Origin of the sequence: Paenibacillus sp. FSL W8-0186 (genome assembly GCF_037969765.1) — a bacterium.
In the GTDB taxonomy this organism is placed as follows: domain Bacteria; phylum Bacillota; class Bacilli; order Paenibacillales; family Paenibacillaceae; genus Fontibacillus; species Fontibacillus woosongensis.
Genome location: NZ_CP150207.1, coordinates 1,507,433 through 1,521,400, shown reverse-complemented (window position 1 = coordinate 1,521,400; position 13,968 = coordinate 1,507,433). Strand labels below are relative to the sequence as shown.

General features: G+C 50.7%; 10 protein-coding genes. 8 read left to right on the top strand and 2 right to left on the bottom strand.

Annotated features, from left to right (window positions below; translation table 11 throughout):
* Positions 1–42: 42 nt before the first annotated feature.
* Together MKX50_RS06525 and MKX50_RS06520 are read right to left on the bottom strand one after the other, a co-directional pair.
* The gene (locus MKX50_RS06525) at positions 43–1,578 is read right to left on the bottom strand and encodes an extracellular solute-binding protein (protein ID WP_213592538.1); all 1,536 of its coding nucleotides are present in this window, start codon (positions 1,576–1,578) and stop codon (positions 43–45) included.
* Positions 1,579–1,772: 194 nt separating this feature from the next.
* A complete protein-coding gene (locus MKX50_RS06520) occupies positions 1,773–3,302 on the bottom strand; it encodes an extracellular solute-binding protein (protein WP_339158846.1) in 1,530 nt (509 codons plus the stop codon).
* A 220-nt stretch (positions 3,303–3,522) separates the two neighbouring features.
* Here MKX50_RS06520 and MKX50_RS06515 point away from each other — a divergent pair, with 220 nt between their 5' ends.
* The 8 genes from MKX50_RS06515 to MKX50_RS06480 all read left to right on the top strand — a co-directional run bounded on the left by MKX50_RS06515 (position 3,523) and on the right by MKX50_RS06480 (position 13,830).
* On the top strand, positions 3,523–5,853 hold the full coding sequence (locus MKX50_RS06515; protein WP_339158844.1) for a helix-turn-helix domain-containing protein: 2,331 nt from the start codon (positions 3,523–3,525) through the stop codon (positions 5,851–5,853).
* Between the two features lie 110 nt (positions 5,854–5,963).
* Complete coding sequence (locus MKX50_RS06510) at positions 5,964–6,959, top strand: LacI family DNA-binding transcriptional regulator (protein WP_213592544.1); 996 nt, start codon at positions 5,964–5,966, stop codon at positions 6,957–6,959.
* 142 nt (positions 6,960–7,101) lie between these two features.
* Entirely contained in the window at positions 7,102–8,514 is a 1,413-nt protein-coding gene (locus tag MKX50_RS06505) for a tagaturonate reductase (protein WP_213592546.1), read from the top strand.
* 14 nt (positions 8,515–8,528) lie between these two features.
* The gene (locus tag MKX50_RS06500; RefSeq protein ID WP_213592548.1) at positions 8,529–10,016 is read left to right on the top strand and encodes an altronate dehydratase family protein; all 1,488 of its coding nucleotides are present in this window, start codon (positions 8,529–8,531) and stop codon (positions 10,014–10,016) included.
* A gap of 46 nt (positions 10,017–10,062) precedes the next feature.
* Positions 10,063–11,463 carry a glucuronate isomerase gene (uxaC, locus tag MKX50_RS06495; protein WP_213592550.1) on the top strand — a complete coding sequence of 467 codons (1,401 nt, stop codon included), beginning with the start codon at positions 10,063–10,065 and terminating at the stop codon, positions 11,461–11,463.
* Positions 11,464–11,477: 14 nt separating this feature from the next.
* Complete coding sequence (locus tag MKX50_RS06490) at positions 11,478–12,293, top strand: alpha/beta hydrolase (protein WP_244996587.1); 816 nt, start codon at positions 11,478–11,480, stop codon at positions 12,291–12,293.
* Positions 12,290–12,991 carry a rhamnogalacturonan acetylesterase gene (locus tag MKX50_RS06485; RefSeq protein ID WP_339158841.1) on the top strand — a complete coding sequence of 234 codons (702 nt, stop codon included), beginning with the start codon at positions 12,290–12,292 and terminating at the stop codon, positions 12,989–12,991. Before MKX50_RS06490 ends, MKX50_RS06485 begins: the two co-directional genes overlap by 4 nt.
* On the top strand, positions 12,988–13,830 hold the full coding sequence (locus tag MKX50_RS06480) for a sugar phosphate isomerase/epimerase (RefSeq protein WP_213592552.1): 843 nt from the start codon (positions 12,988–12,990) through the stop codon (positions 13,828–13,830). The genes MKX50_RS06485 and MKX50_RS06480 overlap by 4 nt, the downstream gene beginning before the upstream one ends.
* The last annotated feature ends 138 nt before the right edge of the window (positions 13,831–13,968 follow it).

The window sequence follows — 13,968 nt, the reverse complement described above, 5'->3', positions numbered from 1 at the left end:
TAATTCCATTTATAGCTAGCCTAGCTGGCCTTGGCCAAATCCTTATTTCTTGTATGCAGCGTTGTACTCTTCGATGATTTTATCCCCGCCCCGCTTCTTCCAGTTCTCAACTTCTTTCTCAAAACCGGCTTTATCGATTTGGCCGTACATGTATTTGTAGGTTGCATCCGTAATGATTTGCTGCAGCTCGACGCCTTTCTCCGTATACGTAGCGGAATCAAGCGGTGCCGTAGGGTCAGGAACACCTACCTTCACGTTTTCCAAGAGAAGCTCTTCTGCATGGATTCTGCCTGGCAGAGTGTTGTATGGCTCATACATGCCATTCGTCTCAGATTCACCGATGACGCTATCCTTGTAGCCTTTAACTTCCCTTTCGATCAATTCCTTATCCTCGGTTGGCTTGGCTTTGCCGTCTTCAACCGTATAGTGGACGCCCTCGATGCCCCAGAACATTAGGTTGGAAACTTCCGGAGTCATCATTTTGTCAAAGAAGGCAAGGATTTTTTTCAACTCTGCCTCGTCTTTGATTGCGCTTTTCGGGAACAGAACTACGTTGTTATATCCAGGAATCATCCATTGGGCAAACTTTCCATCCGGTCCGGCCACCATACTGTGCGTATCTACAACAGCATCTGGAACGTTCTTGATGAGGTCCTTGTGCAAGGAGTCGATATCCTGCATGGAACCGCCGATATAAAGGCCTGCCTTGCCGCTTGTGAACATTTTAACGGCATCCGTTTTACTTGTTGCCGCGAAGTCTTGGTTCATATAACCGGCATCGCGAAGCTTTTTGAAGAAGTCCATCGTGTCGATATATTGCGGGAATGTAAATTCAGGCTGCAGTTGGCCGTCCTTCTCTCCCCAGCCGTTCGGTGTTCCGAACCAGGAGGATACGGTTTTGAACGCGCCGTAGATCAATTCGTTCCGGTCAACGACCCCGATCGTATCCTTTACGTTGTTGCCGTCCGGATCTTGCTCTGTAAACGCTTTCGCCATTTCGAACAATTCATCGACATTAGCCGGAGCAGCCAGATTCAATTTGTCCGCCCAGTCTTTACGATAGATAATGCCTTGACGGGCCAGCGGTCTGCCAATGTACAGAGAGTACAGCTTGCCTTCGACCTTCGTATTATTGAGAATTTCCGGCTTCAGCTTGCTCAGATTAGGGAACTCACTAAGGTAAGGCCCGATCTCCCAGAATTGTCCGTCTTTAATCGCATCCTTCATTTGAATGAAGGTTGTTTGGTTTTTCAAATAAGTCACTTGCGGCAGGGAACCTGTTGCAAAAGAAGAGTTCAGTTTCTCTTCATAAGTATCTGCCGGGAAAAATTGATACGTTAATTTCGTGTTCGTCAATTTTTCTAATTCATTTTTAATGGTGTCTGGCGGTGTCTCTGAAGTATTAAGTGGAAGCATGATCTTGATTTCCGTCGGTGCATCCGATTCGGCGCCTTTCGCCGTATCGCCCCCTGTTGCCGGTGCTGTCGGAGCTGCTTTGCCGTTGCCGCCGCAGGCTGTCAGCATTACGCTTAGTGTCAGCAGTACCGCTAACATGATGGAGAAGGATTTTTTCTTCATAACCATTTTGACCTCCATTTGACTTATTGTGTTTACATGTTCAACAGTACAGCTTAACCGCAGTTACGAATACAATCATTTGTTCATAAACGCCGGTATACCAAGGAATCTGAACAAATGATTATCGACGTCATAAGACAGAAATTACACATAAAAAACCACTGCGTTAAAGACGCAGTGGTCACTTGCCGGTCCTATTCATGTTCTCTTATTTGTTCGCGCTCCAAGGCTTCGCGGTACTCCTGGATAATCAGGTCGCCGCCGCTTTGCCGCCATTTCAAAGTTTCTTGCTTGAACCCTTCCGCCGTTATTTTGCCCAAAATATAATTGTAGGTCGCGTCGGTAATGATCTGCGAAAGCTCGGCATTCTTCTCATCATACGTGTCAGAGCTTAAGTGAACGGTTGGATCGGCTACCAGGAAAGATTCATTATCTTCACTGAGGCGTTCCGCGAGTTCGGTCAGTTCTTCCTTCTGTGCTACCTCCAGAATGTTCTGGTTGCTGACATTGGCTATCATCAGCGAGTAGAGCGGGTTGACCTCGTCCACGCGCAGCCTGGAGGTCTCCTCGGGAAGAATGACTTTCCCGTCCACGATTTCGTAATGGCGTCCCTCCACTCCATACATCATCAGGTTGGCAACATCTTTATCCATGGTCCGGTCGAAAAAGGCGAGCACCTGCTTCAGTTCTTCTTCCGTGGCGATCGCTTTTTTGGAGAAGAGATACAGTCCGTTATAATTGGGAATGGACCAGACCTTATACCCTTTCGGCCCCTTAATCCGGTTGATCAGTGCCAGCTCGACCTTGGGGTTTACGGCATGTGCTTCGATGGAGAGGCGCTGGGCGTCCGTCATGCTGCCAATGTAAACGCCTGCATAACCGCGGATGAAGCTGTCTCGCTGCAGCTCTTTGCTGGTAAGGGCGAAATCCTGGTTAATCAATCTCTCGTCATACAGCTTCTTCATGAAATTCATCGTGTCCATGTATTCTTCTGTCTCAAACTCAGGGATAAACTCGCCGTCCGCCAGCTCCCAATTGTTCGGGGTACCAAAATAAGAGCTCAGCGTCTTAAATACGCCGTATACCAGGTCATTCCGGTCAACTAGGCCGATCGTGTCCTGCTTCCCGTTCTGATCAGGGTCATTGTACGTAAATTGCTTCAGGATTTCGTACAGCTCATCTAAGGAATGAGGCTCCTTCAGTTGAAGATTCTCCAGCCAATCCTTGCGGATAATGATGCCTTGCCTTGAGGACGGGCGTTCCGTGTACAGACCGTATATTTTTCCCTCTACAGCCGTCTGCTGCAGTATGGAAGGATTCAATTTGCTTAAGTTGGGAAACTGGTCAAGGTACGGCTCGATCTCCCAAAACTCCCCCGATTTGATGGCATTTTTGACCAGGCTGTAGTCGGTAAACTTTACGAAGGTTACCTTGGCCAGCGAGTTGGTTGTGAGGGCCGTATTCATTTTATCGGTATACACCCCTTCAGGGACCCAGCGTATATCAAGCTCTGCCCCCGTCAGCCCCTCCAGCTCGGCTATGACCTCTTGAGAGGGCTGCTGCGGGAAATGCAAAGGCGCCAAAATCGATATATAGGGACGCTGATCCCGGGCATCCGTTTGAGCCGGCCGAAAATTGCTGCACCCTATTAACAAGGAGAAAAAAAGCATGACGGGTACATAAAAAAAGCGTAGCGTTGTCCTTCTCGTTGAAACTCTAGGCATTCCAGTTCCCCCTAAAAAAATGTAAAATTTGTCTTCCTGCTCATCTTGAAAAAATATACAATAAATCCTAATACTTTAATTTTTCCAATTTTATAGCCATAATTAGAGGAAATGATTATTGCGTTATGAGATGATTATTGTTATTATTCATCAAAATGCAGGTTATACTGACTACTTCTACACGAGCAGAGGTGCAAGTTCTGTGAGACCACTTAGTTTCTTGAGTAAGCTGATGCTTTTCGCCTTTGTGATCAGTACGCTTCCCGTGTTGTTCATCGGTTCATTTTCATATTTGACATCTTCCAACGAGATTCAGAAAAATGTGAACAAGAGTAAAATGGAACTGATCCTGCAAATCAATTCAAATGTAGAGCATAAATTAGCAACAGTCAATCAAACTTTAAATCAAGTCGTCAACTCCAGCGTATTAAAAAGGGCGCTTGACAACCCGCTAAATGAGAGCGATTTCATTTTGTATAACGATCTAAGGAACGAGATCCGCAACATGCAGTCCTTTGATACAAAGCTCCAGGATGTCGTGCTGATTAATCAGCGCAAAAACTGGATGATCAAAAATTCCGGCTTGTACCGCCTGGATCAATACAAAAATTATGAACAGCTCGCTAATCTGATCAACACTTCAGATAATACGTCTTGGGTGATGACCCCCTCCGCCTGGTTTTTTAGCGAGGAAAGCTTGAATGTCACAAACTGCGATTACAATATTAGCCTGATCAAAAGGCTTCCGACTTCCAAGCTGCATAAATACGGCTTAGCGATGGCTAACATCCCTGCCTGCAGCCTGAAAGACTTTATCAACTCAGAAATCCAGCCTTTCGACAGCATCATGATTGTGGATGAACATAACCGCATTCTTCTCCATCCAGATAATTCAATGATTGGCAAACCTGTAAGTGAAAGCGGATTCAACGAAATCTCCACGATCGCTGACTCCCCTGCGCTCTCAGGACAATTCAAAACGCTCATCGATAAAAAGGATTATGCCGTTACCTACTTGAAATCACAAATGAACGGCTGGGTTTACCTGTCGGTAACCTCCATCGAGAGCATGACCAAAGAATCGGGCAAAATCGGCACGTACACGCTGTACGTCTGTTTATTTATGCTTCTGTTATCTATCTCGATTGCCTGGCTCGGCTCACGCCGCATGTATTCGCCAATCGAGAGACTGCTTAACCAGATGGGACAGCGCAAATCAGACATCAAATCCAAACATGCCAACGAGTTTCAAGTGATCGGGGAACATGTTCAGCATCTCTTCCAGTCCAAATCGCAGCTGGAGAAGGAAGTCCGCCAGCATATTCAGCAGGTGCGTACTTTTTTCCTGATCAAGGCGTTCAACGGGCATCTGAAAAAGAGGGAGCTTGCCGAGGAGCTCGAACAGTTCGGTTACCTTACCCAGGTCGAAGCGTGGAAAACGATGGCCGTATTTACCTTGTCGATCGATTTCTGCGATGACTCTGCCTATGAGAAGCAGGACCTGAACCTCTTGCTGTTCGCTGCGCACAATATGATTGAGGAGCTGGTGCCTTCCGACCAGCGGCTTGCCCCAGTCATGATTGACCAGACAGTGGTCACCTTGATCGGCAGCACCGACCCGGACGAAGGTTCGTTCCACCAGACGCTGTATTCGCTCACGGAGAAGCTGCAGCAGGAAATCAACAGCTATTTGAAGCTGCAGGTCAGCATTGGCCTGAGTCTGCCCTTCCACTCTGTGCACAAAATCTCGACCGCTTACCGGGAGAGCCTGGAAGCGTTGAAGCATCGGATCAAGCTGGGCAAAGGCGTGATCATTCAATATGAGAACATCAACTCGGGTAAGCATTATTTGAACTTAAACTACCCGACGCACAAGGAAAACGACTTGATGGACGCCATCAAGCTGGCGGAAACGGATAAAGCGAAGGAACTGGTACGGCAGTTGTTCAAATCGATCTTTACACTGGAGCTTACGCCGCAGGAATATCAAATTCCGCTAACCCGGCTATTGAATAATCTGCTAATTATGATGCAGGAGTCGGGAATCAGCCTGAATCAGATTTACCATGCGAACGGCTCCTTGTTTGAAGAGATGCTGGAACTGCACACTGTCGCGGAAATCGAGGACTGGTTCTGGAGCGTAGTTATCCATCCGATGATCAAAATATTCAACAGCAGGCAAAATGCCCAATACCATAATATTTCCGAGAAAATCATCGATTTGGTGCAGCATTATTACGATACGGACCTTACTCTTGAAGAGTGCGCATCCAGGCTCCATTATAACGCCAACTATATCAGCAGCATTTTCCGCAAGGAGACGCAGTACAATTTCAGCGAATATCTGACGATGTACCGGTTCAAAATGGCCAAGAAATGGCTTCAAGAAACGGATATGCCGATTAAAGATATCGCCGCCAAGCTCAGGTATAACAATTCTCAGAACTTCATCCGGTCATTCCGGAAGCAGGAAGGCATGACGCCTGGGCAATATCGCGATGGCCATGCCGCGGCCAAGAAGCCGAATTCAGGATTGGATGAGCCGATGTAACCCATGCAAATTATTCACGTGTGCATAACATAAAACACTTGATTTATATGGCGTGGGAATATACAATGAAATCGTTAACAATAACAAGGATTCAACAATAGTGAGGTTTTATGATAACGATTAAAGATATTGCCCGGGTAGCCGGCGTATCCCATACGACCGTCTCCCGGGCGCTCAACGGCAACCCGCTGATCAAGAAAGAGACCCGGGAGCGTATCGAGAGGATCGCCGCGGAACTGAATTACGTGCCGAACTACAACGCCAAGAGCCTGGTAATGAAGAAGTCTTATACGATCGGCCTCTTCTTCTCCAGTATCGACCAAGGAACCTCGGCCAGCTTTCTCGTAGAAGTGATCAAGGGAATCAACCATGTTCTGGACGAGAACTACAACCTGTCCGTGAACGGAATCGACAGTATTCACAATCTGGACAATATCATTCCCCAGCGCTTTGATGGCATTCTCGTGATGAGCCAGAGCGATGCGGACAACGCCTTCATCTATCACGTCAAGAAGATGGGCATCCCCCTGGTCGTCCTGAATCGGCAGCTGGAGGATCCAAGCATCATGAACGTCATCGCGAACGATCGCGAAGGCGTCAAGGAAGCGATCGATCATGCGATTTCCCAAGGCCATCGCAAGCTGGCAATGATCGAAGGCAAGACGGGCTTCAAATCCTCCACGGAACGCAAGCAGGGTTTCCTGGACAGCATGATGGAGCATGGCCTTCCGCTCGTTTCGGATTATTTCGCAAGCGGCGATTACAGCATTGAGAGCGGCTACATGGCGATGTCCCGCTTGTTGGTCCTGCCTGATCCGCCTACGCTCGTATTTTGCAGCAATGATGATATGGCGATCGGTGCGATGAACGCTTGCTTTGCTGAAGGAATCCCCATTCCGTCCCAGCTGTCGATCATCGGATTCGACGACATCGTCTTCGCCCGCTACACGAACCCTGCCCTAACGACCGTTCGGCGGCCGATTGCCGATATTAGCGAATTAGGAACCAAGAAACTGATCGAGTTGATGCAGCAGCCGGACAGCAATCCGGAGCAATTATTCGTCAAGACGGCGTTAATGGTCCGGCAAACGGTAGCTACAATTTAAGCCTCTGATTTAAGCCTTTTAAGTCTAAGGCAGCTAATCTTCACATATTTATTCTTAAAAAAAAGAGATTACTCTTTTTTTTAAATAAAATTGTTAACGTGTGCATTATGACGTTAATCACAAAAGGAGACAGCGATCCATTATGACTCTAAGACCACTTTCCAGAACCACCTTTCCTGACCTGCCCACATATCCGGAAAAAATGATTCAATTCGGCGAAGGCAACTTCATGCGCGCCTTCGTGGACTGGCAGCTGCAGCAAATGAACAAGAAGGGCTTGTTCCAAGGCAGCGCCGTACTCGTTCAGCCGATTGAGCAGGGCCTAGGCGATATGCTGGCGAAGCAGGACTATCTGTACACTGTGCTGCTAAACGGCATCATGCAGCAGCAAACGGTCAATGACCACGAGATTATTACCAGCGTCAGCCGCGTCATCAATCCTTATTCCGATTACGAGAGCTACCTGGCCTTGGCGGAAAACGACGAGCTGGAGTTCATTACCTCCAACACGACGGAAGCGGGAATTGCCTACCGTCCGGAAGACCGGCTTGCCGACGCTCCGCCGAAGAGTTTTCCCGGGAAATTAACGGCTCTGCTGCATAAACGTTTTGAGCTGGGCAAAAAAGGCTTCACCATTATCCCTTGTGAACTGATTGACCGCAACGGTGAGAAGCTGAAGGAAATCGTGCTGCAATACGCTAACGATTGGCAGCTGGGAGATGCGTTCATACAGTGGCTTGAGCGGGAGAATACGTTCTGCTGCAGCTTAGTTGACCGCATCGTGCCAGGCTACCCGCGCGACAAAGCGCAAGCTCTTGCGGAGGAACTGGGCTATCAAGATCATTTGATGGTTACGGCCGAGCCGTTCCTGTTCTGGGTCATTGAAGGTCCAGCTTCACTGTCCGAGCGCCTGCCTCTGGCCAAAGCGGGGCTGAACGTGGTGGTCACCGATGACATGACCCCTTACCGGGAGCGTAAGGTTCACCTGCTGAACGGACCGCATACCGCAATGGTTCCGCTGGCCTTGTTAGCCGGGCTGGAAACGGTAGAAGACGTTATGAACGACGCTGCTTACTCCGTTTTCGTGAAGAAATTGATCGAGGACGAGCTGATTCCGATGCTTGATCTGCCGAAGGAAGAATTGCAATCTTACGCAGAAGCCGTGCAGGAGCGCTTCAAAAACCCGTTCATCCGTCACGAATTGACTTCGATTTCGTTAAATAGCATTTCAAAATTCAAAACAAGATTATTGCCTGTCCTGCTTCGTTATCAGCGGGAAAAAGGCGAGCTTCCAAAGTTCACTACCCTCGCCTTTGCCGCTTTGCTGTTCAGCTACCGCGGCGACAAGATCGAGCGCCAGGACGGCGCTGAGGTCATTGCCGTCTTTGACCAGGCTTGGAGCCGTCCAGAATCGGCTGCAGTCACGATTCTTCAAGACGAGAGCTTATGGGGCGAAGATTTGACCAAGGTTCCAAATTTAGTGCAAGCGATTGAAGGGTATTTGCAGCAGCTAGAATCGTCTGGAAGCCGCGCTGCTCTACAACAATTGATTTAGGAGAGATGATGAGGATGCAAAGACTAACGAAAATGAACCCCCGCGATACCGTTGCTGTGGCCTTAAGGCCGATCAGCGCAGGGGAAGAGCTGAATTTCGATAATCAGGTGTTAACAGCACTCGAGGATATTCCACAAGGCCATAAAATCGCTTTAACCAGCTTCGAGCCTAACGATGTAGTGACTAAATACGGCTACCCGATCGGTCACGCCACGTCCGCGATCCAGCGCGGCGGATGGGTGCATACGCATAATTTGGCGACAAATCTGGAGGGCGAAGAGGAATACGAATATGTTCCGGATCTCCATCCGGTGACGCATCCAAAACGCGATCTGACCTTCCAGGGCTACCGCCGCAAGAACGGCAAAGTCGGCATCCGCAACGACCTGTTCATCGTTCCTACGGTTGGCTGCGTCAACGGGGTTGCCGAGCTGATGATTAAGGAATTCAAGGCAATCCATCCTGATCTCGGTACCTTTGATAATATTACCGTGCTGAAGCATCCCTACGGCTGCTCCCAGCTCGGAGACGATCACCGTATGACGCGCAGCATTCTGGCGGATGCGGTCTATCATCCGAACGCCGGCGGCGTACTCGTCTTTGGCCTGGGCTGTGAGAACAACATCGTGTCTGAATTCCGCAGCATACTGGGCGACTATGACGAAGAACGCGTCAAGTTCCTCGTTGCCCAGGAGGTCGGAAATGAAGTGGAGGCCGGCTTGCAGCTGCTGGAGGAGCTTTATATTGCAGCGCAAAATGACCGCCGCGAGCCTGTACCGCTCTCTGAGCTCAACGTTGGCCTGAAATGCGGAGGCTCCGATGGCTTCTCCGGCATTACGGCGAATCCGCTGCTCGGCGCGTTCTCGGACTTCCTGATCTCCCAGGGCGGAACCTCCGTATTAACGGAAGTGCCCGAAATGTTCGGCGCAGAGAAAATGCTGATGGCCCGTGCAGAGAACAAGGAAGTTTTTGAGGACATCGTGCATTTGATCAATGACTTCAAGCAGTACTTCCTGTCCCATGGGGAATCGGTCTACGAGAATCCTTCCCCGGGCAACAAAGCCGGCGGGATCAGCACGCTGGAGGACAAATCGCTTGGCTGTACGCAAAAAGCCGGAACCGCTCCGGTCGTCGATGTGCTGCAGTATGGCGAGAAGCTGCGCAAGAAGGGGCTTAGCCTCCTGCAGGCGCCAGGCAACGACCTTGTCGCCTCCTCTGCGCTTGCCGCTTCCGATTGTCAGCTCGTTCTGTTTACGACGGGCCGGGGAACACCGTTCGGCAGCTTCGTACCGACGGTAAAAATCGCCACCAACAACGACATTTACAATAACAAAAAACATTGGATGGATTTCAACGCCGGCCCGCTGCTCGACACGCCGATGGAACAAGTTCTGGAGGAATTCATCGATTATGTGATCGCCGTAGCCAGCGGCCAGCCAACCCGCAACGAACAGAACGAAGTTCGCGAGCTGGCGATCTTCAAGACCGGTGTCACGCTGTAATTGGACTTATAGGATATCTCGAATAACCATAAAGGAGCCAAGCGGTATGTTTCTAAATGACAACTTCCTGTTAACGACAGATATGGCCGAGTCGCTGTTCCATGACTACGCCGACAATATGCCGATCATCGACTATCATTGCCATCTTGATCCGAAGGAAATCTATGAGAATAAGAATTTCAAGAATATTACCGAGGCGTGGCTCTACGGGGATCACTACAAATGGCGCCTGATGCGCGCCAACGGCGTCCCCGAGTCCCACATTACCGGAGACGCATCGGACTACGATAAGTTTCTCGCTTGGGCAAGAACCGTTCCGAAAACGATCGGCAACCCGCTGTTTAGCTGGACCCATCTGGAGCTGCGCCGGTTTTTCGGCATCGATGAGCTGTTAAACGAACAATCCGCACCGCGAATTTGGGAGAAAGCGAACGAGAAGCTTGCTTCCCCGGACTTCCGGCGCCGCAGCCTCATTAAGGCTTCCAAAGTGAAAATCATTTGTACGACGGATGACCCCGTTGATTCCCTGGAGTACCATCAAGCCCTGAGCAAAGAGGAGCAAGACTTCCAGGTGTTCCCGACCTTCCGTCCGGACAAGGCGCTCAACATTGACGCCCCGGGCTTCAAGGACTGGATTGGACGTCTGGAGCAGGCAGCCGGAACAGCGGTCGCTTCGTATACAGACTTGGTGAATGCGCTCAAGAATCGCGTGCTGTTTTTCCATGAGCACGGCTGCCGCCTGTCGGATCATGCCCTAGACGTGCTTCGTTATCAAGCCGGAGAAGCGGGCGACGTGGAGCGGATTTTTGCCAAAAGGCTGGCCGGGGATGATCTGTCCAAAGAAGAAATAACCATTTATCGCACTGAGCTTCTGTCCGCATTGATCGGCATGTACCATGAAATGAATTGGACGATGCAGCTTCACATCCACGCTTACCGAAACAACAACACGCCGATGTTCAACAAGCTGGGTCCTGATACCGGCTACGACGGCATCAACGACCTGTCGCTCACCGTATCGCTCTCGCAATTGCTGGATCGCGCAGAGAGTACGCAAGGACTGCCGAAGACGATTCTGTACTCCTTGAATCCGAACGACTATCCGGCGATCCTGGCTTTGATGGGCTGCTATCAGAAGGATACGCCAGGCAAGCTGCAGCTGGGATCGGGCTGGTGGTACAATGATACCCGCAGCGGAATGCGCCATCAGCTCACGATGTTTGCCGATAATAGCGTATTGGCCAATTTCGTCGGGATGCTGACCGATTCGCGCAGCTTTCTGTCCTACACCCGCCACGAATATTTCCGCCGCGTGTTGTGCGAGTTGATCGGCGAATGGGTGGAGCGCGGAGAAGCGCCAAATGATGCTGCCCTGCTCGGAAAGCTGGTTGAGGACATTTCCTATAACAATGCAGCCAACTATTTTGGCTTCAGTTCTGCCAAGTAAAGGAGACGGCGCTCATGTTATTGGTTTGTGCAAGCAACGAGCATTTAACGAAAGAGGAAGGGAAGTTTCCGGCGGAAACCTCCCTCCTCTTTCTCTATCCTGTCACAGAGGCTAACGAGGAAGAAGACACCGATGAACGCAGCAAGGCTGAGGATGGCGGTAAAGCCCGTCCTTTCGTTCTTGTGCTGCCTGGCGGCGGTTATACCCATCTCGCTCAACATGAAGGGGAGCCCATCGCCCGCTGGCTAAACAGCCTGGGAATTCATGCTGGCGTGCTGCATTATCAGGTAGGTGATTTCGAGTTCACTGACCTGATCAAGGATGTGGAGGATGCCCTCAAATGGGTGCGAGAAGCGCCCAAAAATTGGTATGTGATCCCTGACCAGGTCGGGATGATCGGTTCCTCTGCGGGAGGCCACTTGGCTTCCATTGCTGCGACTACAGGAACGGTGAAGCCGAATCTGCTGCTGCTCTGCTATCCTGTCATCTCGCTCCATGAACCGTATACCCATGAAGGCAGCCGCCGTAAATTTCTGGGAGCAAGTCCTGCGAAGGATTTATTGGATGCCTGGTCATCTGATCAGCGTGTTACGGCCGACACTCCTCCTACTTTCATCTGGATGACGGCCGATGACAGCGTGGTGCCTGTCGAGAACAGCCTGCTGTTTGCGGGGGCCCTGTCCCGTCATAAAGTTCCTTTTGAGCTGCACATATTCGAGGAAGGGCGCCACGGCCTCGGCCTCGCAGACGATCATGAGCATGTGCGGCAATGGCTCCCCCTTGCCGAGAATTGGCTAGGCCAACATCATTATGTAAAGAAGGGATCATGATGAGCCATACCTTGTTTATTGCCGGCGATTCCACCGCCGCTCTGAAAGGCGCTGCCGAGAAGCCGATGACCGGCTGGGGCGAATATTTGCAAGGGTTCTTCCAATCCACTATCCGCGTGGATAATCGGGCCATTAACGGACGAAGCACGAAATCATTCCTGGCTGAAGGACGGCTGGCGGACATCGAACGGGATTTTGGTGCCGGCGACTACCTGTTCATCCAGTTCGGGCACAATGACGGCAAAATAGAAGACCCCAGCCGTTACGCCGACCCACAGCAGGAATACCGCTTAAATTTGCAGCGTTTCATTGACTGCGCCCGCAAGCAGGGCGGTATGCCTGTGCTGCTAACCTCCGTCAGCCGCCGCCGCTTCTTGGAAGATGGCACCCTTGATCCCTGCGCGGTAGGCGAGTATCCTTCCGCGATGAGGGAAGTCGCATCGGAGACAGGCGCGCCGCTGCTTGATATTTATACGGCTTCGCAGCAGTTGTACCAATCATTGGGGACTGACGAATCGAAGCGTCTATTCATGCACCTGCCGGAGGGGGACCATCCGAATTACCCGTCCGGCATCATCGACGATACTCATTTCTCGGACGAAGGAGCAAGGCAAATCGCCAGGCTCGTAGCACTAGCCATCCAGCAATCGGATGAACTATCTGCTCTCAAGCAGCATTTAAAAGGGGAGATCACATGACGGTTCCACTTCATCTCGGCGTTCGCGCCCATGATTTCGGACAAATTCCATTGACCGATCTGATTCAGAAGCTGCAGCAATACGAGTTCTCGCATATTCAATTTGCGATCAAGAAATCTTTTCCGGAGAGCGCACCCAGCCTTTCCGCTTTGAGTCCGGGCACGGCGGCTTACTACGGCAACGCCTTCCGGCGGGCGGGCATTCAAATTGCGGTGCTGGGCTGCTATGTCAATATCGTAGCGCCCGACCCGCAGACAGAGGCCCAGGCGCTGGCTGACTTCAAGACCAATATCCGCTTGGCGAGAGATTTCGGCGCCAGCCTTGTAGGTACGGAGACGGGCAGCGTTGGCCATGGCTACACGACCGACAACTTTACCGAAGAAGCCTTCCAAAGGGTCATACCTGCAGTACGCGAGATGGTTGCCGAAGCCGAGCGCTTTGGCGTCACGGTTGGCATCGAAGCGGGATTAAATCATCCCCTTCACACTGCTTCATTGGCCCGTCGCCTGCTGGATGCGATTCCTTCGAACAATTTGCAGATCATTCTCGACTGCGCCAACCTGATGTCGCCGGACAACTATACGCGGCAGGACGAAGTGGTTGCCGAAGCGCTGGAGCTGCTGGGTGATCGGATCGCCGTCCTCCATCTGAAGGATTTCATCGTGAAGGACGGACGAATCGAAATGGTCCCCGTAGGCCAGGGTTTTCTCAAGTTCGAGCCGATTCTCCGCTATATGAAATACGAACGGCCACATATTCAGGGCCTTATGGAGAGTACAACCGAACCGCATTTGGCGGGGAGCGTCGAGTTTCTGAGAAGATTGTACGAAGAAGTGTAAGTAGAAACCTTGAAGTGTCAGCATCTCTTTTGAACCACCCGGCACCATGGCACAAATAGTCGAGTTAAGCACGCCAAAACCCCCGGTTCAGCCCGCATTAGCGGTAATTGAACCGGGGGTTTTTGTAGAATTTTGTGC

Bases quoted from the DNA above. Each gene is read 5' to 3' on its own strand.
- MKX50_RS06500 (WP_213592548.1), top strand. From the start codon at position 8,529: ATGCAAAGACTAACGAAAATGAACCCCCGCGATACCGTTGCTGTGGCC.
- MKX50_RS06480 (WP_213592552.1), top strand. From the start codon at position 12,988: ATGACGGTTCCACTTCATCTCGGCGTTCGCGCCCATGATTTCGGACAA.
- MKX50_RS06490 (WP_244996587.1), top strand. From the start codon at position 11,478: ATGTTATTGGTTTGTGCAAGCAACGAGCATTTAACGAAAGAGGAAGGG.
- MKX50_RS06505 (WP_213592546.1), top strand. From the start codon at position 7,102: ATGACTCTAAGACCACTTTCCAGAACCACCTTTCCTGACCTGCCCACA.
- MKX50_RS06520 (WP_339158846.1), bottom strand. From the start codon at position 3,302: ATGCCTAGAGTTTCAACGAGAAGGACAACGCTACGCTTTTTTTATGTA.
- MKX50_RS06485 (WP_339158841.1), top strand. From the start codon at position 12,290: ATGATGAGCCATACCTTGTTTATTGCCGGCGATTCCACCGCCGCTCTG.
- MKX50_RS06525 (WP_213592538.1), bottom strand. From the start codon at position 1,578: ATGAAGAAAAAATCCTTCTCCATCATGTTAGCGGTACTGCTGACACTA.
- MKX50_RS06510 (WP_213592544.1), top strand. From the start codon at position 5,964: ATGATAACGATTAAAGATATTGCCCGGGTAGCCGGCGTATCCCATACG.
- uxaC (WP_213592550.1), top strand. From the start codon at position 10,063: ATGTTTCTAAATGACAACTTCCTGTTAACGACAGATATGGCCGAGTCG.